Source organism: Burkholderia sp. YIM B11467, assembly GCF_052952715.1.
The window spans coordinates 203,380-225,624 of record NZ_JBQVSQ010000010.1 but is presented as its reverse complement, the minus strand read 5'-3'; the positions used below and the strand labels follow the sequence as shown (position 1 = coordinate 225,624).

The following is a 22,245-nucleotide window of genomic DNA, read 5'->3' as shown; positions in this document are numbered from 1 at the left end:
GCGCTCCTTTCGCGGCCGCGTTACTGGACGACGAATTCGGTAAACAACACGTCGTCGACCTTCGCGCGCTGGTTGCCCGGCTGCGTCGGCTGCTCGATCAGGTCCCGCAGTTCCTTCGCAAGCGAACGTTTGCCGTCCGGCGTCGCGAGTTCCTCGGGATGCTTGTTCGACAGCGCGAGCAGGATCCGGCTGCGGATCTCCGGCATCCGCGCGGTCAGTTGCTCCTGCGCCTTCGGGTCGGTGAGCTTCAGCGACAGGCCGACGCGCAGGTAATGCTGCGCGCCGTCGTCCGACTGCAGGTTCACGGTCAGCGGGTCGAGCGGGAAGAACACCGGCGCGGCAAGCGGCGCCGGCTCGGCGGGGGCGCTCGCATGGCCGACGCCCTCCTTGCTCAGGAACACGTACATGCCGCCGGCTGCGGCAGCGGCCGCGCCGAGCGCGATGACGGCGATGAGCGCGATGCGCTTGAACTTGCCGGAGGAAGCCGGCTTGTCGGCGGTCGGGTTTGCGGTCGTGGAGGCCATGTGAATGCGTGCGTGATGTCTCGTAGCATGCATTGTTCGGCATCCGGGCCGAGCCCGATGGGCGGAAAAGAGGGGGGATTTGCGGCTATCTCAGCCGATTGTCGGCCGCGTGTCGGCTCGATGCAGGGTGCGGGCGGCGGCGCCACGCGTCATGCGGTGCGCGGCCGAGGGCGGCCCGGCATGCCAGGCGGGCGTCGGCCGCCCGGCGCGGGCCGTCAGATCGGCAGCAGCGTGAGCAGCGGCGCGATCAGCACCATTGCGACGCCGGCGATCATCATCGTGAGGCTCGACACGACACCTTCCTCGCTGCCGATCTCGCGCGCCTTCGCGGTGCCCACGCCATGGGCGGCCGCGCCGAACAGCGCGCCGCGCGCGAGCCGCGTGCGCATCGGCACGAGCGCCAGCACGATCTCGCCGAGCAGCATCCCGCAGATGCCGGTCGCGATCACGAACAGGGCCGTGAGGTCCTTCGGCGCATGGATCTTGTCGGACACGGCGAGCGCGAACGGCGTCGACACCGAGCGCGTCATCAGCGAGCGCTGCAGTTCGGGCGACAGGTGCAGCAGTTTCGCGAGCAGCAGCGACCCGCACACGCCCGCGCCGATCCCGACCGCGACGCCGACCGACAGCGACAGCCAGTGCCGGCGGATCAGGTCGCGATATTCGTAGATCGGCACCGCGAACGCGATCGTCGCCGGGCCGAGCAGCCACATCAGCCAGCGCGTGTCGCGGAAGTAGACCGAATACGGGATGCCGGTCAGCAGGACGAGCAGCACCAGCACGCCCGGCACGAACACGAGCGGCGAGAACAGCAGCGTCTTCTTGTACGCGTAGAGCCGCTTCGACGCGACATACAGCACGACCGTCAGCACGAAGCAGCCGAACGAGATCGCGGTATTCACGTGGTCGGCGGACAGGTTGGACAGCAAGGCAGGCATGCGCGGCTCCGGCTCAGTGGGCGGGCGCGGCGCTCAGGCGCGCCCGGCGGCGTTCGGCGAACACGCGCTGCACGGCCAGCCGGCGCTCGAGCTTCGCGGCGAGATCGACCGCGACGGCCACCGCGACCATCACGAACGCGGTGCCCGCGAGCATCACCAGCGCGATGCGCCAGCCGTCCTCGCGGAACAGCCCGCCGTACTGGACGGCCGCGACGGCGGCCGGCACGAAGAACAGCAGCATGTCGGACAGCAGCCAGTTCGCGCCGTCCTTCACCCACGCGGGCGCGACGCGGCCCGAGAACAGCAGCACGAGGAGCACCGCGAGGCCGACCACGCCGGACGGAATCGGCAGTCCGATCGTCCGCACGGCCCAGTCGACGGCCATCCACAGCGCGCCCAGCGCGGCGGCCTGCAGCGCGATCCGGCCCGCGCGCGTCATGCTGCCCGAGGCGGCGGGGCGGGCGGCGGCAGTAGCGGTCGGCTTGGTCATGGCAGGCTCCATACAGATATTCCGTTGATGGTGCGAGTATAGGGTTTCCCCTAACCATAAATAAAATGACTTGTCTCTATCCTTTACATTCCAGTTTGGAATTCAGTTTGGATCGTTGCACCAACTTGGGGAGTTTCCGATGGAATTGCGCGCGCTGCGGTACTTCGTCGAGGTGGTCCGCCAGCAGAGCTTCACCGCGGCGGCCGACCGGCTGTTCGTGACCCAGCCGACCATCAGCAAGATGGTGAAGGCGCTCGAGGACGAGATCGGCTCGCCGCTGCTGCTGCGCGACGGCCGGCAGATGGTGCTGACCGATGCGGGGCGCATCGTGTTCCAGCGCGGCCAGGACGTGCTCGCCGCGCAGGCGCAGCTGCAGTCGGAGCTGAACGATCTCGGCACGCTCGGGCGCGGCGAGCTGACGATCGGCGTCCCGCCGCTGGGCGGCTCGCTGTTCACGCCGATCATCGCCGCGTACAAGCAGCGTTATCCGAACATCGAGCTGAAGCTGTTCGAGCAGGGCGCGCGGATGATCGAGGCCGCGCTGATGTCGGGCGAGCTCGAGCTCGGCGGGTTGCTGGAGCCGGTCGACCCCGGCACGTTCGAGCGGCTGCCGATGGTGCGCGCGCCGCTATGGCTCGTCGCGCCGCGCGAGTCGCGCTGGGAGGATCACGCGGCCGTGCCGCTCGCTGATCTCGCGCGCGAGTCGTTCGTGTTCTATGCGGAAAGCCTCGCGCTGCACGACGCGGTGCTCGATGCGTGCCGGAAGGTCGGCTTCACGCCGTCGATCGTGAGCCGCAGCGGTCATTGGGATTTCATGGCCGCGCTCGTGCATGCGGGGGTCGGCATCGCGCTGCTGCCGGAGCCGTATTGCCGGCGGCTCGATGCGGATCAGTTCACGTGCCGGCCGATCGTCGAGCCGGAAATCACGTGGGCGATCGCGCTCGGCTGGTTGAAGAAGGGTTACCTGTCGCACGCGGCGCGCGCGTGGCTCGACGTCGCGCGGGCGACGCTGCCGGTCGCGCCTGTCGACGATCTCGCGTTCGGCGGGTTGCGGGCGCGGGAGTGACGGGCACGGCGCCGGGCGGTCAGACGGAACAGGCGGGCGCAATGGCCGCCCGCCACGCGTTCAATGCCCCATCGCCGGCCCCGCGCCCTTCTTCGGCTTCGTGATCCACACGAGCGCCGCGAGCGCGCCGAACATGAACGCCGACAGCAGGAAGAAGTCGTTGGTCGCCATCATGAAGCCCTGCTGCGTGACGAGCTGGTTGAGTTGCGCATTGGCCGTCTGCCCAACGATGCCGAGCTGCGCCAGCGCGCCCTGGTAGTCGGTCGTGTTCTGCGCGTAGATGCTCACCGATTCCGACAGCCGCGCGTGGTGGTAGATCGCGTCGTTCTCCCAGAACGTCGAGCTGGCCGCGGTGCCGATCGCGCCCGACAGCGTGCGCAGGAAGTTCGACAGCCCCGACGCGCTCGCGAGCCGCTCGTCGGAGATGCTCGACAGCGTGATCGTCGTCATCGGCACGAAGAAGCACGCGACGCCGATCCCCTGCACGAGCCGCGGCAGGATCACGTGGTTGAACGGCACGTCGAGCGTAAACGTCGAGTTCCAGATCGACACGCCGGCGAACACGATGAACGCGAAACTCGCGACCATCCGCAGGTCGAGCCGATGCATGTTGCGGCCGATCAGCGGCGACAGCACGAGCGCGAGCAGCCCGACCGGCGCGGTCGCGAGGCCGGCCTTGCCGGCCGTGTAGCCCATCACCGTCTGCAGCCACAGCGGGAAGATCACGACCGAGCCGAAGAACGCCATGAAGCCGAACGAGATGATCAGCGCGCCGAGCGCGAAGTTGCGATCCTTGAACAGCGACAGGTCGACCACCGGCTCCTTCTCGGTCGTCTCCCACACGAGCATGAACGCGAGCGACACGACCGCGATCAGCGCGAGCGCGACGATGAACGACGAGTTGAACCAGTCGCGGTCCTTGCCGAGGTCGAGCATCATCTGCAGGCACGACACGCCGATCACGAGCAGCGCGAGGCCGATCGCGTCGATCCGCTGCTTCGACGTCTTCGTCTCGCGGCCGCGCAGCAGGAAGTACGCGCAGACCGCCGAGAACACGCCGATCGGCAGGTTGATGTAGAAGATCCACGGCCATGTGTAGTTATCGCTGATCCAGCCGCCCAGCAACGGGCCGAAGATCGGCGCGACGATCACCGTCATCGCCCATAACCCGAGCGCGAGCCCGCGCTTCGCGGGCGGGTAGCTGCGCATCAGGATCGTCTGCGACAGCGGCACCATCGGCCCCGACACGAGGCCCTGCAGCAGCCGGAACGCGATCAGCGTCTCGAAGTTGTTCGCGAGGCCGCACAGCGCCGACGCGATCGTGAACGCGAGCACCGACAGCGTGAACAGCCGCACTTCGCCGACGCGCCGCGCGAGCCAGCCGGTGAGCGGCACCGCGATCGCGGACGCGACCGAGTACGACGAGATCACCCAGGTGCCTTCGCTCGTCGCGACGCCGAGGCTGCCCGAGATGGTCGGTACCGCGACGTTCGCGATCGACGTGTCGAGCACTTCCATGAAGGTGCCGAGCGCGAGCCCGACCGTCAGCAGCGCGAGCGCACCGCCGGTGAGCGGCGCGGGTTGGGCAGCAGGGGAGGCGGCGGATGCCGTGGTGGCGGACATCGGAATCTCCTAGACGCGGCGCGCGCGACGCGCCGGTGCAACGCACGGGTGCGCAACGCAGCGCGGCCCGGCCGGGTGGAACGGATAAGGGAAAAAGTGAAGCGCGTGCCCTGTCATCTTCTGCCCAGACAGAGAAATAAGCGAATGCTTAACCTAGACATGGGGCCTCCGCGCGCATCAGCTGTCCGCGTCGTCGGGTTTCGGGCAACCGGTCGTGCCGGGCCCGTTGGCGATGAAGCGCTGCAGCAGGCCGGTGAGCGTCGCGAGTTCGTCGGCCGAGAAACCGTCGAGCTGCGCGTTGAGCGCGGTCGCGATCAGCGACGGCAGCGCGCGGGCCGCGTCGGCGCCGCGTTCGGTCAGCGTCAGCTCGATCATCCGGCGATCCTGCTCGCTGCGCGAGCGCGCGACCAGCCCCTTGCGTTCGAGCCGGTCGAGCATCCGCGTCATCGACCCGCTGTCGTACGACATCTTGCGAGACAGCTCGAACGGCGTGCTCGCGTAACCGCGCGACAGCAGCAGGATCACGCCGATCTGCTGCGCGGTGAGATCGAGCGGCTCGAGCGCGCGGTCCATCCGCTCGACGAGCGCCTGCTTCGCCTTCGACAGGTAATAGCCGAGGCTCGTTTCCAGCGCGATGTTCTCGGGATCGTAGAGGCCGCCGGTCATGCGATTGCGTACACAGCAATAGTGCGTTTCAGGTTAAAACGCGCCCAGTATCTTGAAAAATGATTGCTTAGTCAATATTATTTGAGGCAACCAGTTACGACGTGCATGTTGCACTGCCGGAGACGATGTTCTGACCGATTCGCCCGCACTGCCGGGCCCCCGAGGATGTTCGCGATGCTGTTCCTGAAAAATGCCGCCGGCGCGCTGCGCCGCAACCTGACCGATACCGCTCATCATGTGTTTTCCGGGCCGCACCGCGGCTGGAAGATCGCGCTGTACGTGACGATGCTGGTCGTGCCGGGCGGCTCGCTCGCGGCGCTCGGGTTCGCGTGGTTCGATCATCGCCGGCAGCGCAACGCGAAGGGCGGCGCACGCCGCACCAGCCAGCCGGCGGCAACGGAGCCGTCGTCATGGCGGTCCGCCGCCGACCCCGTCCCGGTACCCGTGCGCTGCCACTGACGCCGCGCCGCTCCCGCCATCCCGACTGATCGCCGGCCGCGCGCCCCGCGGCGGCCGGCGCGCACCTGTCTCCCCGCAAGCGATCCGTAATGGCCGGTAAACCGGCCGCTCGCACCGGTAACACATTCAGGCCCCCTGGCACCGTACCCTTAGGGCTGCGCAGCTTCCCCGCCGTCAGTTACCATTTGTCCGCCAGCGGCAACGACCGCATCGCGCGGCGCCGCTCGCCGGCCGTCGCGCCCAGACAGGAAAACCACGATGCCGTACGCCTCCCTCCCGCGCGCCCTTCGCCCGCTGAGCGCCGCCGTCGCCGTTGCGACGGCCGTGCTGCTCGCCGGCTGCGCCGTCGGGCCCGACTATCACCGGCCCGACACGTCGATCCCTGCCGCATTCAAGGAAGCGCCGGCCGGCTGGAAGGTCGCGCAGCCCGCCGACCGCACCGACCGCGGCGCGTGGTGGACGGTCTACAACGATCCGCAACTCGATGCGCTGATCGGCAAGCTGAACGCGTCGAACCAGACCATCGCACAATCGGCGGCCGCCTACCGGCAGGCGCGTGCGCTCGTCACCGAGGCCCGTGCCGCGTATTTCCCGACCGTCGGGCTGACCGCGTCGGGCTCGCGTGCCCGCACGCCGCGCACATCAGTGTCGTCGGGCTCGTCGTCGAGCTTCGGCAGCGGTTCGTCCGGATCGATCAACAACAGCTACAGCGTCGGCCTCGACGCAAGCTGGGAACCCGACCTGTGGGGCAAGGTGAGCCGCACCGTCAGCGCGCAGCGCGCCGGCGAAGCGGCGGCCGCGGCCGATCTCGCGAACGCGCGGCTGTCGCAGCAGGCGCTGCTCGCGCAGACCTATTTCCAGCTGCGCACGTCCGATGCGCTGCAAAAGCTGCTCGACGACACCGTGAAGTCGTACCAACAGTCGCTGCAGCTCACCCAGAACCAGTATGCGCAAGGCGTCGCCGCGCGCGCCGACGTGATCCAGGCGCAGACGCAACTGCAAAGCGCGCAGGCGGCGTCGATCGACAACGGCGTCGCACGCGCGCAGTACGAGCATGCGATCGCGACGCTGATCGGCGAACCGGCATCGACCTTCTCGCTGCCCACGAACCCGCTCACGGCCGAGCCGCCGATCACGCCGGTCGACGTGCCGTCCGCGCTGCTCGAGCGCCGGCCCGACATCGCGGCGGCCGAGCGCCGCGCGGCGGCCGCGAACGAGCAGATCGGCGTCGCGATTTCCGCGTTTTTCCCGACGCTCACGCTGTCGGCCACCGGCGGCGTCCAGAGCTCGGTGTGGTCGCAGCTGTTCACGCTGCCGGCGCGTTTCTGGACGGTCGGCCCGCAGCTTGCGGCGACGCTGTTCGACGCGGGTCTGCGCGCGGCGCAGACCGACGCCGCGCGCGCGACCTACGATCAGGACGTCGCCGCGTATCGCCTCGCGGTGCTCACCGCATTCCAGGACGTCGAGGACAATCTCGCGTCGCAGCGCATCCTCGCGCAGGAAATCGACGTGCAGCGGCAGGCCGTCGAGAGCGCCGAGCACTCACTCGCGATCGTCACGAACCAGTACAAGGCCGGCACGGTGGCATACCTGAACGTGCTGACCGCGCAGACCACCGCGTTCACCGCGCAGCAGAAGCTCTCGACGATCGCCGGGCAGCGGATGGCGTCGTCGGTCGGGCTCGTGAAGGCGCTCGGCGGCGGCTGGGATGCGTCGGACATGGCGCGCGAGAACGGCGACATGGCTGCGCCGGCACCGGTGCCGGCGTCCGGTGCGGCGGCCGCACCGCTCGCGCAGAAGTAACGGAAGAGGGGACGCGCCGCGCGCGTCAGCGCTGCGCGTCGCCGAAGATCAGCGACACCTCGTTGTTCCCGATCGGGTGGCCGAGCAGGTTCAGCAGCCCGGCGAGGTTCGCCTGCTGCTCGGGCGCCGCATGCGCGGTGCCGCGGAACGATCCCTGACCGGCGCCGAAGTTGCCGTGCCCGTCGAGGAACAGCGGGCCCTGCGTCGTCGACAGGTCGAGATCGGCGCCCGCCCCCTTCGCCTGCAGCACCGCGCGGTACGAGCCGAGCGGCTTCACGCGCGACACGCGCGAACTCATCGAATCGATCGTCACCGTCAGCTGGCCGAACGCATTGTTGCCGAACAGGCGCCAGTCGCTCCAGCCGACCCGCACGTCGCCCTGCAGGTCGAGCGTGTTGAACGGCGTGCCGAGCCCTGCGAGCAGCGACGCCGGCACGGCCATCGTGCCCGCCGACAGCACCGCGCCGCGCCACGTCGCATCGAGCGTGACGGCGTCGGGCATCGCCTCGGTCTGCCGCATGCGCATCTGCACGCGCCCGGTCAGCAGCGGCCAGAAGCGCGTGGTCCATTCGACCCGGCCCGGCAGCAGCGTCGCCGCGCTCTGGTCGGCGCCCGGCGCGAGCATCAGCGTGCCCGAGCCGTGCCACAGCGACCCGTCCGGATCGACGAGATTCACGTGCCCACCGGTCGCGCGTGCGAATTGCGGCGCGATCCACGCAGCCGGCGCGAGCGCGACGAGCGTCACCGCCGTCGCCAGTCCGCCCGCCAGTACCCACGGCAATGCGGTGGCGAGCCGCTTCGTCCACGGCCTCATCGGCCGACCGCCACTTGCGTCATCCACTGCGTCATTTCTGCGTCGACGGTTGCATCACGGCCGTCAGGTCGACCTGGCCATCTTCCTTCAGCGCAGTCGCGTGCGCCTCGCCGACCTGCACCTTGAACTGCCGGCGCGCGTCGTCGAGCCACTGCGTCCACGCCGGGAACGACACGTTCTTCATCTGGACCTGCACGCCGTTGCCGACGATCTGCACCTGCGCACCCTGCAGCCCGTGATCGGACAGCGACGCGGTCAGCGCGTCCTTCAACGCCAGGCCAGTGGGCGCGACGCCCTGAGCGGCGGCGGTCAGCGACTTCGCCTCGTTCGCCTGCGCGGTCATCTGCGCGAGTTCGCGGCGCATCGTCGGCAGCTCGCGCTGGATCCGCGCGCGGCCTTCCTGCGCGGGCGCCCACAGCACCGAATACGCGATCACGACGGCCAGCACGGCGCCGCCCCAGCCGAGCAGCATCTTCTCGCGCTGCGAGCGCTCACCCCAGAACTGGGCCAGCGTCTGGTTCAGTTGTTCCGTTTTCATGAGCGGCTCCGGATCGTCCATTTGCCCGTGTTGCTGTCGACTTCGCCGGACAGTCCGTTACGCGCGAGGCGCTGCGGGAAATCGGGATCGACCTTGACCTCCGGCTTGAAGCCGACGTCGAGCCGCCGGTCGTGATAGTCGAGCGACGCGATGCCGTTCAGCGGCAGCGCGCCCATCGAGCGCGTCAGGCCGCTCGACAGCGCGAGGAAATCGTTCGGCGACAGTTCGCCGGCCGCGAGGCGCAACTGGTCGAGCTGGCGCTGCATCTGCGCGGGCGGATCGAGCACCGTCGTCGTCTTCGGGAACGCGGACAGCAGCGTTTCGGTGATCTGCGCCGACAGCGCATCGCGCTCGCGCGACAGCTTCCACCAGTGCAGGTTCATCCCGATCACCGCGACGCCGAGCGTCGCCGCGACGAGTGCGAGCGGCACGCGCAGGCGCTTCACCGTCGCGCGGTCGAAGCGCCACGGCTGCGACTCGAATTCGAACTGGCACAGATCGAACCGCTCGGTCAGCGCGCGCCGTGCGAACGTGTCGAACGACAGCGGCGCGGCGCCCGGCAGCAGCGGGCCGTCGGTGCGGCCGACCGACGCGAGCCGCGGCTCCGCGCCCGGTTCGCCGAGTTCGTACAGTTCGACGTCGCCGCCGCCCGCGAGCGCGGCCAGCGTGCCGGCCGCGCGCGCCGCGGGCGCCGCGAAGCCTTCGCCAAGCGCGCCGCGCGCGACCGCGAGTTCCAGGCGCGGCGCACCGGCCGCGACCGGCAGCGCGCCGGCTTCGACGAGCGCCGGTTCGACTGCCGCCGCGAGCCCGAGCACCGCGGCGACCGCGGGCGGGTGGGCGGGCGGCTCGACGGCGCCCGCAGCCAGCGCAGCATCGGCAAGGTTCGCGACCTCACCGTCGGCCGCGGCTGCGGCCTCGGCCGACGTGCGCGGCGCCGGCAGGCAGCGGGTCGCGGGCACCGCGCTCAGATGCCGGTGGCCGGCCGCCGTGAACGCGTCGCAGATCGTGCGAAACCACGCGCGATCGACGATCGCCAGCACGCGGCGCCCGTCGGGCAGCGCGGCCGGATCGAGCGCGATGTGGCAGCCGAGCGGATCCTGGATCAGTTGATCCTCGACGATGTTGGGCAGCGCCTGGCGCAGCTTCGGTCCCTTGAGCGGCGGCACCATCGCGGCCAGCAGCAGCACGTCGCGCGCGGCGACGATCAGTACCGTCGCATTCGCGCGCGGCAGCAGCGCAAGCGCGGCGCGGCCCGCACGCTGCACATGGCCGGCCTTGTCGACGAGCGTGAACGGCAGTTCGGGCCACTGCCATTCCTGCAACGGCACGGCAGGCTCGCGCGGCGGCAAAGAAACAATCAACGTGCTCACAAGAGCTCCTCTCCCGAATGGCGTTGTTATAGCTGGTCGCGGATGCGCACGACCCGCGTCGAGTGCGTGGTCGGATCACGATACACGAGCGAGGTGCGGTCGACCTCCGCGCGATCGTGCTGGATCCGGCCATGCACGATGAAATAACTCGAATTGACGTCGACGAGGTTCGAGTCGATCGTCACGTTCGGCGCGCCGGCACCGCGCAGCGCGAGCTGCACATCGCCGACGTTGCGGAAAAACACGGTCTCGCGGCGCGACACGAGCGCCTGCGCGGACGACACGCTCATCCCCGGCACGAGCGCCGCGATCACCTCGGCCGGCGCGGTATTCATGTTCACGGGCGTCGTGGTCGGCAGCACGGTGACGAACGGGCGCAGCCGCGCGACCATCTCGGGCGTCACGCCGTCGACGTCGAGCAGGCTGTCGACACCCGTCATCATCAGCGGCGCGGGTCCGCGGTCGCCGCCGGACATGCCGGGATCGTCGGTGAAGCCGCCGCCGCCCTCCTGGTCGGTGGTCACCGGCGCGATGGCCGGCGCCGTGCCGCCGCCGCCCGGCAGCGTCGGCATCTGGAAGCGCGTCGCCGAATGCATGAGGCCCGCCCGCACCTGCAGCGCGATGCGCTTCGCGAACGCGCCGTCGAAGCCGAGCGTGGTCAGCAGGCGCTGGAACGCCTGCAGCTGCGTCACGTTCAGCTGCAGCACGCCGGGCGCCGGCGACGCCACGAGGTTGCGCAGGTTGAACTTCGCCTGCGCGTCCTCGATCGAGCCCGAGATATAGGTGTCTTCGCCGCCGTTGTCGTTCGGCGCGCCGATTCGGCCGAGGAAATCCGACAGCTTCGTCTTCGCGATCGGCACGCCCCAGATTCCGCCGAGATACGTGATGCCGGGCGCCGTGTCGCCTTCGGAGCGCAGGATCATCCGCGTCCAGTCGAGCGCGCCGCGCGCGACCCACTGCGCCTGCGCGATCACGCGCTGGTTCTCGATGCGGCGGATCTGCACCTGCTGGCGCCACAGCATCCCCGAGACGAGGATCGCCGACAGCGCGACGACCAGCAGCGCGGTGATGATCGCCGCGCCGCGCTCGCGGCGGCGTGCACGCGTGCGCACGGCAGCGCGGTGGGTGAGCAATGAATGGTGACGGCGCGCGCGCATCGTCATTCCCCGACGAGGAAGATGCGCGTGACCGGCACGCGCAGCGACGTCGCGCCGATGCTGACCTGCAGCCCCGTCACCGCACGCGCTGGCGGCGCGTTGCCGATCTGCGGCACCTTGAGCGCATCGTTGTTCTGCGCGAGCGCATCGTCAGCCGTCTGCAGATTGGTCGTCCAGCCCACGCGCGGCACGTACAGCTTCGCGTCGATCGCGCCGACGCCGCCCATCAGCGCGACCCAGCTCCAGCCTTCGACACTGCTGTCCTTCAGCGTGCTGCGCAGCCGGTTCGCGTCGTCGATCGGCGGCGACGCATAACGCACGACGCGCCCGCCGGCGATCCGGTAGCGGACCACCTGCAGCCGCGGCGCGGCGCCCGGCACCTCGAATTCGCGGACGATCTGCAGCGTATTGCCGGCAACGCCGATCGCCGGCTGGCCGGCCTCGTCGTCAGTCGCGGCAAGCCGCGCGTCGATGCGCATCTGGTCGAACATCTGCGCGAAGACGCGCTCGTCTTCCATCGCGGCCGCCACCTTGTCGCGGCCGCGCATGATCTGGTCGAGCCCGCGCCACGCGAGGATCGCAACCACCGCGAGGATCGCGATCGCGATCATCAGCTCGATCAGCGTGAAGCCGCGGGCGGAGCGGGTGGGCGAGCGTCGCATCGGCGCGTCAGAGCGGACGGCTGGTTTCATTCGCGATCACCGTCACCATCTGTGCGAGCACGCCGGAATGCCCGGGCATGCTCACCGAAACCCGGACACGCCGGAACACGGGGTTCGGCGTGGTGCTCACGCGTTGCGTGCAGACGAGCTGCACGTTGCCTTGCGAGCAGTCGAAACTTTGCTCGCCGATCTCCGGCCACGCATGCGTGAGCCGCAGTTGCGCGAGCGCGTTGTCGGCGCTCCAGCCGGCGAGCAGCCGGCGATGGAGGTCGGACGCGTTGGTCGCCATCGTGCCGACCGCGCGGATCGACGCGGCGAGCGCGACCGCGATGATCGCGAGCGCGACGAGCACCTCGATCATCGTGAAACCGCGGGATGAGGAAACAGGGAAGGGCAGGCGACGACGCATCGTCATTGCACCTCGTAGCGGCCGTTGCCGGTGCCGACGATTGTCGCGCTGCCGACGGCCGAATGCAGCGTCACGCGCACCGGCGTGTCGATGCTCTCGGTGCCGAACACGACCCGGCTCGCGCGCGTGTCGGAACCCGGGTAGTCGATGTCGGCGCCCGTGACGCCGCCGTCCCAGTCGCGCGGGCGCAGCAGGTCGTCGCGCAGCGTGCGCCAGCCGTCGGCCGAACTCACGTCGAACCGGAAGCCGTGCGCGGTCGGTTGCCACGCAATCGGGCGCGCACGCACCTGCGCTTCGTCGCCGGCGGTCTCGAACAGCAGCGCGACGCGTTGCGCTTCCTCGCGCAGGTCGGTGCGCGGATTGCGCGTCAGCGACAGCGACGCGAGCGATACGAGCAGCCCCGCGATCACGAGCACGACCAGCATTTCGAGCAGCGTGAAGCCGCGCGCGCCGCGCTTCAGCGGCCCGCTATCGGCACGCGCCGGGACGAACGGCGCCGCACCGCGACGCACACGGCAATCGCGGCCGCAGCGGGAGGTCGTGCGAATGGCGAGCATGAAGAACGGGAACGAAGCGGCGGGCCGATCAGCGACGGCTTATTGCCACGAACCGATGTCGGTATCGTTGCCTTCGCCGCCTTCCTTGCCGTCGGCGCCGTAGCTGAACACGTCGATCTCGCCGTGCACGCCCGGGTTCAGGTACTTGTAGCCGTTGCCCCACGGGTCGTTCGGCAGGCGCTCGAGGTAACCGCCGTCCTTCCAGTTATTCGGGATCGGATCGGTGGACGGCTTCTGGATCAGCGCGTTCAGGCCCTGATCCTGGCTCGGATAACGACCGTTGTCGAGACGGTACAGCTTGAGGGCCTGCATGATCGTGCCGATGTCCTGCTTCGCGGCGATGCGGCGCGCTTCGTCCGGGCGGCTCATGATCTTCGGCACGATCAGCGCCGCCAGGATCCCGAGGATCGCGACCACCACCATGATCTCGATCAGCGTGAAACCGCGCTGACGACGCACGGCCGCGTTGCGGCGAGTGATCCACGTTTGCATGACTGACTACCTCTTTCCAAAAAAATGTCGTTGGTTGAGTGACGCACCCGGCACACCCGGACGATTCCCTGACGGCAAGCTTCCGAACCCGCGGGCGCGGAGCACGCATTGTAAGGCGCGCATTGCCGAGGGCTTTCACCCAACGCAAATTTCATATACATCCGTACAATAGCGCGCATGAACGCGCTCTCGATCCGGATCCTTTCCCTAGCCCTCTTCGCGGGTTTGTGCGCGACGGCCACCTACTGGGTCGTCACGCTATCGGCCCGCGAAGCACCGCTGCCCGCCGCCGCCGCGCGGCTGCCGATCCGCACCGAGGACGCCGCGGCGCTCTTCGGCGGTCAGCTCGACAAGAATCCCGTGCAGGACATCCACCTGTTCGGCATTCTCTCGCTCGACCGCGGCGCCGCCGCGATCGTCGGCATCGGCGGCGAACCGCCGCGCGCCGTGTCGCTCGGCGCGGAGGTCACGCCCGGCGCGAAGCTCGCCGAAGTCCGCCCCCGCTCGATCATCGTCGACCGCAACGGCGCCCGCGCCGAAATCCAGCTCCCGGCGAACACGCCGTCCCCCGCGATCTACATGCGTTGAACGGTGACGGCCCGACCCACTGGTCAGGCCGTTACTGCACCATGTTGTTCAGCTCGATGATCGGCAGCATCACGGCCAGCACGATCACGAGCACGATGCCGCCCATCGCCAGGATCAGCAGCGGTTCCAGCAGGCTCGTCAGGAACATCGTGCGGCGCTCCAGCTCGCGCGCCTCGCCTTCGGCCGCACGGTCGAGCATCGTCGTCACGTCGCCCGTCGCTTCGCCGGAACGGATCAGGTGCACGAGCACCGGCGGAAACGTCTTCACGTTGTTCAGCGCGCGAGACAGCGCGGAGCCTTCGCGCACGCGCACGATCGCGTCGTCGATGTTCGCGCGCATCGCACGGTTCGACAGCGTCTCGCCGGCCGCCTGCAATGCGCGCAGGATCGGCACGCCGGCCGCGGTGAGGATGCCGAGCGTGCTTGCGAAACGCACCGTGTTGTAGCCGCGCACGAGCTTGCCCGCGAGCGGCGCGGTCAGCACCCAGCGGTCGAACGCGAGCCGCGGCCCGTCGCGCGACAGCGTCGCCTTCACGAACCACACGATCAGCGCGACCGCGATCAGGATCGCCCACCACCAGTGCCGCACGAAATCCGACAGCGCCATCATCACGATCGTCAGCATCGGCAACTGCTGTTTCGTGCTAGCGAACACGTTGACGACCTGCGGCACGACGTAGCTCAGCAGGAACGTGACGATGCCGAACGCGATCAGCGTGACGATCCCCGGATACGTAAACGCCAGCAGGATCTTCTGCTTCAGCGCGTTGCTCTGCTCGATGTAGTCGGCCAGGCGCGACAGCACGATGCCGAGCTTGCCCGTGTGCTCGCCGGCCGCGACCAGCGCACGGTAGATTTCCGGGAAATCGCGCGGATGCTGGCCCAGCGCATTCGCGAGCGAATGGCCGCCGAGCACCTCGGCGCGGATCGCGGCCATCAGTTCGCGGATGTAGTCGCGTTCAGACTGCTCGGTCAGCACGCCGAGCGCCTCGTCGAGCGGCAGCCCGGCGATCAGCAGGCTCGCGAGCTGGCGCGTGAGGATCGCCTGTTCGCGCTGCGACAGCTTGCGGCCGAACGCGAGCCGCTGCGAACGCGCGCCGCGCGTCGCGCTGGCGGCCGGCTCGACGACGAGCGGCGTGAGCCCCTGCGTGCGCAACTGGCCACGCGCGGACCGCGCGCTGTCGGCATCGATGACGCCTTTCTGCGCGCGTCCCGCCGAATCGATTGCTTCGAAACGGAATGCCGGCATCGCGCTATGCGCCTCCCGTCACGCGCAGCACTTCCTCGAGCGACGTCGCGCCGGCCGCGAGCCAGCGCTCGGCGTCGTCGCGCAGCGTGCGCATCCCTTCCGCGCGGCCGGCGGCCAGAATCTCGGCGTCGGCCGCATTGCGATGGATCAGCGCGCGGATCGAGTCGTCGACCAGCAGCAGTTCGTATACGCCGCGCCGGCCCGAGTAACCCGAATGCCCGCACTTGTCGCAGCCGACCGGATGCCACACGATGCGGCCGTCCTCGTGCCGCTCTTCCTTGCAGACGGGGCAGAGCTGCCGCACCAGACGCTGCGCGAGCACGCCGAGCAGCGACGACGCGAGCAGGTAGGGCTCGACGCCCATGTCGGTCAGACGCGTGACGGCCGATGCCGCGTCGTTCGTGTGCAGCGTCGCGAGCACGAGGTGGCCCGTCAGCGATGCCTGCACCGCGATCTGCGCGGTTTCGAGGTCGCGGATTTCGCCGATCATGATCACGTCCGGATCCTGGCGCAGGATCGAGCGCAGCGCGCGGGCAAAGGTCATCCCGATCCGCTCGTTCACCTGCGTCTGGCCGATGCCACCGAGATCGTATTCGATCGGGTCCTCGACGGTCATGATGTTGGTCGTCGCGGTTTCGAGCCGCGACATCGACGCATACAGCGTCGTCGTCTTGCCCGAACCCGTCGGGCCCGTGACGAGCACGATGCCGTGCGGGCGCGCGATCAGCTTGTCGAACTCGCGCAGCGTGTCGCGGCCCATCCCGAGCGCTTCGAGGTTCAGGCGCTGCGCATCCTTTTCCAGCAGACGCAGCACCGCGCGCTCGCCGTGCCCGGTCGGCAGCGTCGACACACGCACGTCGACCGGCCGGCCGCCGACGCGCAGCGTGATGCGGCCGTCCTGCGGCAAGCGTTTCTCGGCGATGTCGAGCTGCGCCATGATCTTGATCCGCGAGATCAGTGCGCCGTGCAGCGCCTTCTTCGGGCGCACGACGTCGCGCAGCGTGCCGTCAACGCGAAAGCGCACGACCGACGCGTTCTCGAACGGCTCGATGTGAATGTCCGATGCGTGTTCGCGCGCCGCTTGCGTGAGCAGCGCGTTGATCATCCGGATGATCGGCGCGTCGTCTTCCGATTCGAGCAGATCCTCGACTTCGGGGATGTCCTGCATCAGCCGCGACAGGTCGACTTCGCCTTCGACCTCGCCGACCACCTGCGCGGCGCTGCCGTCGTGACGCGAGTAGGCCTGGTTGATCGCCTGCGCGAGTTCGTCGGCCGGCACGCGGTGCACGGAAATCGAGCCGAAATTGCGCGCGATTTCCGCGAGCGCGGCGTCGCTCGTGCGTTCGCTGATCCACACCTCGAGCGTGTCGTCGAGCTGGTGCGCGATCAGCACCTGGCCGCTCTTCGCGAAGCCGTACGGCAACAGGCGCGCGGCGAGCGGCGACGGCGGCTGCCGTTCGCCCGGCGCGCCGTCGTGGGCGGAAGACGCGAGCACGTCGCTCACTGCGAGGCTCCCGGTGTGGCGGTCAGCGGCTGTTGCGGTACCGCCTGCAGCGGCACGCCCTGCGGCTGCGCGGGCGTCGCCTCCGGCACCGGCTGAGCCGGCACCGGCACCACCTGACGCTGTACCTGCTGGCGACGCATCTTGTCGAGATCGAACAGGTTGCCGGCTGCCGTACCGCCCTGGCTCGGGCCCAGCGGCATCGGCGGGACGACCGGATCGTCCTTGTCGCGCATCACGTTGTTGTCCGACTTGTACGCGCCCGTCACGCCCTGGATGTAGTCGTAGCGGTTAGCCGTGACTTCCTGCGCGGTGCTGCGATCCGAGATGATCACCGGGCGCAGGAACACCATCAGGTTGGTTTTCGCGCGCACCTTCGATTCCGAACGGAACAGCTGGCCGATCCACGGAATGTCGCCGAGCAGCGGCACCTTGCTGTTCGTTACCTGGTAGTTGTCCTGCATCAAGCCGCCGAGCACGATGATCTCGCCGTTGTCGGCCAGGATCGTCGACTGGATCGAGCGCTTCGTGAAGGTCGGGCCGGTCTGCGCGCTCGTGGTGCCGGCAACGACCGCCGAATCCTCGGTATAGAGCTGCAGCTTCAGGATCCCGCCTTCGGTGATCTGCGGCTTCACGTGCAGCGTCAGGCCGACGTCGCGGCGATCGTAGGTATTGAACGCATTGCTCGTCGTGCCGCTCGTCAGGTTCGAATACGAGCCGGTCGCGATCGGCACGTTCTGGCCGACGACGATCTTCGCTTCCTCGTTGTCGAGCGTGACCAGGTTCGGCGTCGACAGAACGTTCGCGTCGCTCACGCCCGCGAAATACTGCAGCAGCGCGCCGAGCCCCTGTACGCCGAACATGTTGTGCAGCCAGCCGATGTTGAGCCCTTGGGCCAACTGCCCGAGATTGGAGGCAAGCCCGCCGCCGGTGATCCCGCCGGCGGCGTTGGTCAGACCGCCGGCCGTCAGGTTGATGATGCTGTTGCCCATATTCAGCCCGGCGTTCAGGTTCGTGCCGCCGAGAAACTGGCCGCTCGCCACCTGCCACTGGATGCCGAGGTTGCCCTGCGTCGTCGAGTTCAGCTCGACGATCAGCGCTTCGATATAGACCTGCGCACGCCGTGCGTCGAGCTGGTCGATCACCGAGCGCAGGTTCCGGTAGACCGGATCGGACGCGGTGATGATCAGCGAGTTGGTCGCCGCATCGGCCTGGATCATCCCGCCCGGCTGGTTGTCGTCGCCCTTGTCCTTGTCGCCGCCGAGCAGGCCGCCGCTGCCGAGACCACTGCCGCTACCCGACGAGCCGCCGTACCCCGACGACGACGACGAGCCGCCGAGGCCGCCCGACGGCAGCGGTGGCGTGCCGGACGTGCCGGTCGAGAAGTTGCCGCTCGACGACGAGCCGCCGCTCTGGTTGAAGCTGTTCGCATCGTTCGACGACGCCGACGAGCCGCTGTCGTTGCCGCTCTTGCCGAGCATCCCGCGCAGCGTCTTCGCGAGCTTGGTCGCATCGGCGTTGCGCAGCGGCACGACGTGCATGTTGCCGGGCACCGCGCTCGGTGCGTCGAGCTGCTGCACGAGGCGCTTCGCGGCCGCGAGGCGCGCCGCGTTCGATGCGCGCAGCAGCAGCGAGTTGGTGCGCGGGTCGGCCGTGACCGATACCTTCAGCGTCGCGTCGCTGTTGCCGATCGCGCCCGGGTCGAGCATTTTCTGCAGTTGCGCGGCGAGGTCGATCGCGTTCGCGTTGCGCAGCGGCACGACCTGCACCTGCGCACCCGCGGCACTGTCGACGCCCGCGATGATCTGCGCGATGCGACGCACGTTGTCCGCGTAGTCGGTCACGACGAGCGTGTTGTTCGCCGGGTAGGCCGTCACCGTGTTGTTCGGCGAGATCAGCGGCCGCAGCACGGGCAGCAGGTTGTTCGCCGATTCATTGTGCAGCTCGAACACCTGCGTGATCACCTGGTCGCCGCGCGCCTGCGGCGCATTGCCGACATAGGTCGGCACGCCCTGCAGCTTCGCGTCGGCTTCGGGCACGACCTTCAGCACGCCGTGATCCTGCACGAGCGCGAAGCCCTGCATGCGCAACGCCGACTGCAGCGTCTTCAGCGCCTGGTCTTCCGGCACCGGGCGTTCGGCAACGAGGTTGAGCTGCCCCTTCACGCGAGGGTCGACGATGATGGTCTTGCCGGTCGCGGCGCCGATCGCCTTGGCGACCTGGTCGATATCCGCGTTGACGAAGTTGAGCGTGACCTGAGCGTAGGCGGCCTGCGAGACGATGATGCCGGCGACGATCAGGGTCGTGGCAACGCGCCGCATAACGAAGCGATTTCTTGTCATGGATGAATGGGTCGATGCCGGCTCAGGCCACTTCCGGCGGTAGTGCTGGGATCCAAGTCCGAAAGGGGCGACATTAGCAGTTTTTCATGTCCGAAATATCACATTGATCAGAGGACTGTCTCACATACGACATGTGATCGGCGAGTCGTATGCAATATGTAAGATTCTGCGCTACCCTCGGCATGCCGGCCATCGCCCCGTTTCTCGATGAACCGACATGGAAATACGATATAACCGGACTGTCGTTCGCCTGCCTGTCGCAACCTGACGGACTGTCGGTATGATACGGGCGACGCGTTTCTCGCCGTACTGGTAATAGACACGGGTTTTCCCGACCTTCGCGCAATTCCTTTTCGTTTCCGCACCATGAACAGACGGTTCGCTTCGATCGTGTTGATCGCCGCCGGCGCGTGGTTCGCCAGCGCAAACGCACGCGCGGATTGTTTCGACGAGGCGGCCAAATACCAGCAGGTCAATCCGCTGATCCTGCGCGCGATCGCGTGGCAGGAGTCGCACAACCGGCCCGACGCGCTGAACAAGAACACCAACGGCTCGATCGACTACGGCCTGATGCAGATCAATTCGATCCATCTGCCGACGCTGTCGCGCTACGGGATCGGCCGCGACACGCTGATGGAACCATGCAAGAACGTGTACATCGCCGCGTGGCATCTCAAACAGAAGATGAACCGCTACGGCAACACGTGGCAGGCCGTCGGCGCCTATCATTCGGAAACACCATCGCTGCGCGACAAGTACGCGCGGCAGATCGCCGGCATCCTGTCGCAATGGAAGCTGCTGCCGCCCGCGCAATGACGCTGCGCCGCGTCGCGGCCTGACGCCGTGCCGGCCGGCCTGCGCGCGTTTGATGCACAATGCGGGCTCACGCCGCAACTTCGCCCGTCCGCGGGCCGATCGCGCCCCGGAAGGGCGCCGCGGCCGCTTTTTCATTTTTTCCGTTGGTGCGTACCGCAATGAACCAGCCGTTGCCCGTCACCGTGCTGTCCGGCTTCCTCGGCGCCGGCAAGACCACGCTGCTCAACCATATCCTCGCGAACCGCGCGGGCCTGAAAGTCGCCGTGATCGTCAACGATCTCGCGGCGGTCAACATCGACGCGTCGCTTGTGCGCGACGCGCAGGCGCTGTCGCACGTCGAGGAACGCCTCGTCGAAATGTCGAACGGCTGCATCTGCTGCACGCTGCGCGACGACCTGCTCGTCGAGATCCGCAACCTCGCGTCCGAGGGCCGCTTCGACGCGATCATGATCGAATCGACCGGTATCGCGGAGCCGATGCCGATCGCCGAAACTTTCACATTCGTCGACGACGACGGCACGTCGCTGTCGAAAATCGCGCGGCTCGACACGCTCGTTACCGTGGTCGACGCATACAACTTCCTGCGCGACTACGGCTCCGACGACGCGCTCGCGACGCGCGGCATCGCCGCGTCGGAAGACGACGACCGCACGCTCGTCGAGCTGCTGATCGAGCAGATCGAATTCTGCGACGTGCTGGTGATCAACAAGGCCGACCTCGTCGCTGCCGACGAACTCACGCGCCTGCAGCACATCCTCGCGCGGCTCAATCCGCGCGCGCACCAGGTCGTGTCGACGTTCGGCAACATTCCGCTGAATGAAGTGCTGAACACGGGCCGCTTCGATTTCGACGAGGCGGCGAACGCGCCGGGCTGGCTCGCGTCGCTCGATCACGATCACACGCATTGCGACGACCCCGACTGCCACGATCAGCATCACGCGCACGTGCACGGTGAAGCCGACGAATTCGGGATCGGCAATTTTGTTTACCGCGCGCGCCGGCCGTTTCATCCGGCGCGACTCTGGGCGCTGCTGCACCAGGAGTGGCCGGGCGTGTTGCGCAGCAAGGGCTTCTTCTGGCTCGCGACGCGCAACGACATCGCGGGCTCGCTGTCGCAAGCGGGCGGCGTCTGCCGGCATGGCCCGGCGGGTCTGTGGTGGGCCGCGCAGGATCGCTCGGAATGGCCGGACGACGACGATCTGCTCGCCGAAATCCGTACCGAATGGCAGGGCGATCTCGACGATCGCACGGTCGGCGATCGCCGGCAGGAACTCGTGCTGATCGGCATCGCGCTCGACGCCGATGCATGGCGCGAGAAACTCGATGCGTGCCTGCTGACCGATGCGGAATTCGCACTCGGCGCGGCGGGATGGAGCGTGTTCGACGATCCGTTCCCGGAATGGGACGTCGATTCGCACGACGACGACGATCACGGCGACACGCAGATCGTGCACGCGTAACGGCTTGTAAAACAACCGTTAAATCTTGCAAGAGCGGCGCGGACTGTGGCGAAAATGCCGCGCGCGCCCAACAAAAAACCCGCCGAGAGGCGGGTTTTTTCTGGAACAGGCGCTGGTTTAACGCTTGTTGACGGCGTCCTTGAACGCCTTGCCAGCCGTGAACTTGACCGTCTTGGCTGCCGGGATCTTGATGGTTTCGCCGGTCTTCGGGTTGCGGCCCGTACGTGCTGCGCGCTTGCCCGAACCGAAGCTGCCGAAGCCGATCAGCTGAACCGCATCACCCTTCGACACGGCCTTCTTGATGACTTCGAGCAGCGTGTCCAGCGTTTCGCCGGTTTGAGCCTTGCTGGCGCCCGTTTGGGCGGCGACGGCGTCGATCAGTTCCTGTTTGTTCATTAAGGTTCCTTTATCAGGTTAGGTTGACACGAACAGCGCGAACGCGCCGATTATACGTGCGCGAACCGTGCCGTCGAGAGTCAGACTCCGACGGCACAGCGCCGAATCCTGGCCCGCGCGACGCGCCCTCCGGCTTGCCGGCGGCCACCCCGCGGTACGGCGTTGCTATGATAGCGCAGCGCAAACCCAATAACGACAAGGGTTTCAAAGATTTTCATCGGTATTTCGCCGAATGAATCGTCGATTGCCTGTTTTTTGACCTGCGCCAACCGGACAGGATACGCAGCGCGGTCCGCCCGTGCGCCGCCCCGTTGGCTTTTTCCAA

At 68.1% G+C, this 22,245-nt stretch carries 23 protein-coding genes; 6 read left to right on the top strand and 17 right to left on the bottom strand.

The window, feature by feature from the left end:
- Window positions 1–20: 20 nt before the first annotated feature.
- From fliL to ACTRWB_RS29790, 3 genes are all read right to left on the bottom strand, one after another.
- Entirely contained in the window at window positions 21–557 is a 537-nt protein-coding gene (fliL, locus tag ACTRWB_RS29800; protein WP_069746340.1) for a flagellar basal body-associated protein FliL, read from the bottom strand.
- Window positions 558–739: 182 nt separating this feature from the next.
- Complete coding sequence (locus ACTRWB_RS29795; protein WP_193097370.1) at window positions 740–1,462, bottom strand: LrgB family protein; 723 nt, start codon at window positions 1,460–1,462, stop codon at window positions 740–742.
- Between the two features lie 13 nt (window positions 1,463–1,475).
- On the bottom strand, window positions 1,476–1,952 hold the full coding sequence (locus tag ACTRWB_RS29790; RefSeq protein WP_048247985.1) for a CidA/LrgA family protein: 477 nt from the start codon (window positions 1,950–1,952) through the stop codon (window positions 1,476–1,478).
- A 139-nt stretch (window positions 1,953–2,091) separates the two neighbouring features.
- Here ACTRWB_RS29790 and ACTRWB_RS29785 point away from each other — a divergent pair, with 139 nt between their 5' ends.
- The gene (locus ACTRWB_RS29785; RefSeq protein WP_129513330.1) at window positions 2,092–3,018 is read left to right on the top strand and encodes a LysR family transcriptional regulator; all 927 of its coding nucleotides are present in this window, start codon (window positions 2,092–2,094) and stop codon (window positions 3,016–3,018) included.
- Between the two features lie 60 nt (window positions 3,019–3,078).
- On the opposite strand, the gene ACTRWB_RS29780 is transcribed toward ACTRWB_RS29785, so the two are convergent.
- Entirely contained in the window at window positions 3,079–4,641 is a 1,563-nt protein-coding gene (locus ACTRWB_RS29780; protein ID WP_446903934.1) for a DHA2 family efflux MFS transporter permease subunit, read from the bottom strand.
- 177 nt (window positions 4,642–4,818) lie between these two features.
- A complete protein-coding gene (locus ACTRWB_RS29775) occupies window positions 4,819–5,307 on the bottom strand; it encodes a MarR family winged helix-turn-helix transcriptional regulator (RefSeq protein ID WP_129513332.1) in 489 nt (162 codons plus the stop codon).
- Between the two features lie 174 nt (window positions 5,308–5,481).
- On the opposite strand from ACTRWB_RS29775, the gene ACTRWB_RS29770 reads away from it, so the two are divergent.
- Together ACTRWB_RS29770 and ACTRWB_RS29765 are read left to right on the top strand one after the other, a co-directional pair.
- Entirely contained in the window at window positions 5,482–5,766 is a 285-nt protein-coding gene (locus tag ACTRWB_RS29770; RefSeq protein WP_419685673.1) for a multidrug ABC transporter ATPase, read from the top strand.
- A 258-nt stretch (window positions 5,767–6,024) separates the two neighbouring features.
- Window positions 6,025–7,569: an efflux transporter outer membrane subunit gene (locus ACTRWB_RS29765; RefSeq protein WP_419685675.1), complete on the top strand. Its 1,545-nt coding sequence runs from the start codon at window positions 6,025–6,027 to the stop codon at window positions 7,567–7,569.
- A gap of 25 nt (window positions 7,570–7,594) precedes the next feature.
- On the opposite strand, the gene ACTRWB_RS29760 is transcribed toward ACTRWB_RS29765, so the two are convergent.
- Genes ACTRWB_RS29760 through gspG form a run of 8 tightly spaced genes read right to left on the bottom strand, consistent with a single transcriptional unit; the run spans window position 7,595 to window position 13,568 of the window.
- Window positions 7,595–8,383: a type II secretion system protein N gene (locus tag ACTRWB_RS29760; RefSeq protein ID WP_129513334.1), complete on the bottom strand. Its 789-nt coding sequence runs from the start codon at window positions 8,381–8,383 to the stop codon at window positions 7,595–7,597.
- A gap of 31 nt (window positions 8,384–8,414) precedes the next feature.
- Window positions 8,415–8,921 (bottom strand): type II secretion system protein GspM, encoded by a 507-nt coding sequence (gene gspM / locus ACTRWB_RS29755; RefSeq protein ID WP_129513335.1) that lies wholly within the window; start codon window positions 8,919–8,921, stop codon window positions 8,415–8,417.
- Window positions 8,918–10,291, bottom strand: a complete 1,374-nt coding sequence (gene gspL, locus ACTRWB_RS29750) for a type II secretion system protein GspL (protein WP_446903933.1) — start codon at window positions 10,289–10,291, stop codon at window positions 8,918–8,920. Before gspL ends, gspM begins: the two co-directional genes overlap by 4 nt.
- 26 nt (window positions 10,292–10,317) lie before the next feature.
- Entirely contained in the window at window positions 10,318–11,448 is a 1,131-nt protein-coding gene (gspK, locus tag ACTRWB_RS29745; protein ID WP_419685678.1) for a type II secretion system minor pseudopilin GspK, read from the bottom strand.
- A 2-nt stretch (window positions 11,449–11,450) separates the two neighbouring features.
- On the bottom strand, window positions 11,451–12,140 hold the full coding sequence (locus ACTRWB_RS29740) for a PulJ/GspJ family protein (RefSeq protein WP_048247973.1): 690 nt from the start codon (window positions 12,138–12,140) through the stop codon (window positions 11,451–11,453).
- Window positions 12,118–12,519 (bottom strand): type II secretion system minor pseudopilin GspI, encoded by a 402-nt coding sequence (gene gspI, locus ACTRWB_RS29735; RefSeq protein ID WP_193099428.1) that lies wholly within the window; start codon window positions 12,517–12,519, stop codon window positions 12,118–12,120. The genes ACTRWB_RS29740 and gspI overlap by 23 nt, the downstream gene beginning before the upstream one ends.
- Window positions 12,520–12,521: 2 nt before the next feature.
- Window positions 12,522–13,076, bottom strand: a complete 555-nt coding sequence (locus ACTRWB_RS29730) for a GspH/FimT family pseudopilin (RefSeq protein ID WP_129513337.1) — start codon at window positions 13,074–13,076, stop codon at window positions 12,522–12,524.
- Between the two features lie 39 nt (window positions 13,077–13,115).
- Window positions 13,116–13,568, bottom strand: a complete 453-nt coding sequence (gspG, locus tag ACTRWB_RS29725) for a type II secretion system major pseudopilin GspG (protein ID WP_129513338.1) — start codon at window positions 13,566–13,568, stop codon at window positions 13,116–13,118.
- Window positions 13,569–13,745: 177 nt separating this feature from the next.
- Between gspG and ACTRWB_RS29720 the strand changes: the two genes are divergently transcribed.
- Window positions 13,746–14,156, top strand: coding sequence for a type II secretion system protein N (locus tag ACTRWB_RS29720; protein WP_129513339.1), 411 nt, complete (start codon window positions 13,746–13,748; stop codon window positions 14,154–14,156).
- A 31-nt stretch (window positions 14,157–14,187) separates the two neighbouring features.
- Here ACTRWB_RS29720 and gspF read toward each other — a convergent pair whose 3' ends face one another.
- From gspF to gspD, 3 genes are read right to left on the bottom strand one after another with little or no spacing between them, the layout of a single operon-like run.
- Complete coding sequence (gspF, locus tag ACTRWB_RS29715; protein WP_193097377.1) at window positions 14,188–15,405, bottom strand: type II secretion system inner membrane protein GspF; 1,218 nt, start codon at window positions 15,403–15,405, stop codon at window positions 14,188–14,190.
- 4 nt (window positions 15,406–15,409) lie between these two features.
- A complete protein-coding gene (gene gspE / locus ACTRWB_RS29710; protein WP_446903932.1) occupies window positions 15,410–16,909 on the bottom strand; it encodes a type II secretion system ATPase GspE in 1,500 nt (499 codons plus the stop codon).
- Window positions 16,906–19,248 carry a type II secretion system secretin GspD gene (gspD, locus tag ACTRWB_RS29705; RefSeq protein WP_446903931.1) on the bottom strand — a complete coding sequence of 781 codons (2,343 nt, stop codon included), beginning with the start codon at window positions 19,246–19,248 and terminating at the stop codon, window positions 16,906–16,908. The genes gspE and gspD overlap by 4 nt, the downstream gene beginning before the upstream one ends.
- Window positions 19,249–19,614: 366 nt before the next feature.
- Here gspD and ACTRWB_RS29700 point away from each other — a divergent pair, with 366 nt between their 5' ends.
- Window positions 19,615–20,064 (top strand): lytic transglycosylase domain-containing protein, encoded by a 450-nt coding sequence (locus ACTRWB_RS29700; protein WP_129513343.1) that lies wholly within the window; start codon window positions 19,615–19,617, stop codon window positions 20,062–20,064.
- 146 nt (window positions 20,065–20,210) lie between these two features.
- Window positions 20,211–21,524 (top strand): GTP-binding protein, encoded by a 1,314-nt coding sequence (locus ACTRWB_RS29695; RefSeq protein ID WP_419687346.1) that lies wholly within the window; start codon window positions 20,211–20,213, stop codon window positions 21,522–21,524.
- Between the two features lie 117 nt (window positions 21,525–21,641).
- Here ACTRWB_RS29695 and ACTRWB_RS29690 read toward each other — a convergent pair whose 3' ends face one another.
- Window positions 21,642–21,920: an HU family DNA-binding protein gene (locus tag ACTRWB_RS29690; RefSeq protein ID WP_006401505.1), complete on the bottom strand. Its 279-nt coding sequence runs from the start codon at window positions 21,918–21,920 to the stop codon at window positions 21,642–21,644.
- Window positions 21,921–22,245: the final 325 nt, after the last annotated feature.

What these genes read in the sequence shown, in the direction of transcription:
- gspF (WP_193097377.1), bottom strand. Translation starts at nt 15,405, where the DNA reads ATGCCGGCATTCCGTTTCGAAGCAATCGATTCGGCGGGACGCGCGCAG.
- ACTRWB_RS29790 (WP_048247985.1), bottom strand. Translation starts at nt 1,952, where the DNA reads ATGACCAAGCCGACCGCTACTGCCGCCGCCCGCCCCGCCGCCTCGGGC.
- ACTRWB_RS29730 (WP_129513337.1), bottom strand. Translation starts at nt 13,076, where the DNA reads ATGCTCGCCATTCGCACGACCTCCCGCTGCGGCCGCGATTGCCGTGTG.
- ACTRWB_RS29740 (WP_048247973.1), bottom strand. Translation starts at nt 12,140, where the DNA reads ATGAAACCAGCCGTCCGCTCTGACGCGCCGATGCGACGCTCGCCCACC.
- ACTRWB_RS29780 (WP_446903934.1), bottom strand. Translation starts at nt 4,641, where the DNA reads ATGTCCGCCACCACGGCATCCGCCGCCTCCCCTGCTGCCCAACCCGCG.
- gspM (WP_129513335.1), bottom strand. Translation starts at nt 8,921, where the DNA reads ATGAAAACGGAACAACTGAACCAGACGCTGGCCCAGTTCTGGGGTGAG.
- ACTRWB_RS29785 (WP_129513330.1), top strand. Translation starts at nt 2,092, where the DNA reads ATGGAATTGCGCGCGCTGCGGTACTTCGTCGAGGTGGTCCGCCAGCAG.
- ACTRWB_RS29795 (WP_193097370.1), bottom strand. Translation starts at nt 1,462, where the DNA reads ATGCCTGCCTTGCTGTCCAACCTGTCCGCCGACCACGTGAATACCGCG.
- ACTRWB_RS29720 (WP_129513339.1), top strand. Translation starts at nt 13,746, where the DNA reads ATGAACGCGCTCTCGATCCGGATCCTTTCCCTAGCCCTCTTCGCGGGT.
- gspD (WP_446903931.1), bottom strand. Translation starts at nt 19,248, where the DNA reads ATGACAAGAAATCGCTTCGTTATGCGGCGCGTTGCCACGACCCTGATC.
- ACTRWB_RS29690 (WP_006401505.1), bottom strand. Translation starts at nt 21,920, where the DNA reads ATGAACAAACAGGAACTGATCGACGCCGTCGCCGCCCAAACGGGCGCC.
- ACTRWB_RS29700 (WP_129513343.1), top strand. Translation starts at nt 19,615, where the DNA reads ATGAACAGACGGTTCGCTTCGATCGTGTTGATCGCCGCCGGCGCGTGG.
- ACTRWB_RS29770 (WP_419685673.1), top strand. Translation starts at nt 5,482, where the DNA reads ATGCTGTTCCTGAAAAATGCCGCCGGCGCGCTGCGCCGCAACCTGACC.
- ACTRWB_RS29765 (WP_419685675.1), top strand. Translation starts at nt 6,025, where the DNA reads ATGCCGTACGCCTCCCTCCCGCGCGCCCTTCGCCCGCTGAGCGCCGCC.
- gspG (WP_129513338.1), bottom strand. Translation starts at nt 13,568, where the DNA reads ATGCAAACGTGGATCACTCGCCGCAACGCGGCCGTGCGTCGTCAGCGC.
- ACTRWB_RS29775 (WP_129513332.1), bottom strand. Translation starts at nt 5,307, where the DNA reads ATGACCGGCGGCCTCTACGATCCCGAGAACATCGCGCTGGAAACGAGC.
- gspI (WP_193099428.1), bottom strand. Translation starts at nt 12,519, where the DNA reads ATGCGTCGTCGCCTGCCCTTCCCTGTTTCCTCATCCCGCGGTTTCACG.
- gspK (WP_419685678.1), bottom strand. Translation starts at nt 11,448, where the DNA reads ATGCGCGCGCGCCGTCACCATTCATTGCTCACCCACCGCGCTGCCGTG.
- fliL (WP_069746340.1), bottom strand. Translation starts at nt 557, where the DNA reads ATGCATGCTACGAGACATCACGCACGCATTCACATGGCCTCCACGACC.
- ACTRWB_RS29760 (WP_129513334.1), bottom strand. Translation starts at nt 8,383, where the DNA reads ATGAGGCCGTGGACGAAGCGGCTCGCCACCGCATTGCCGTGGGTACTG.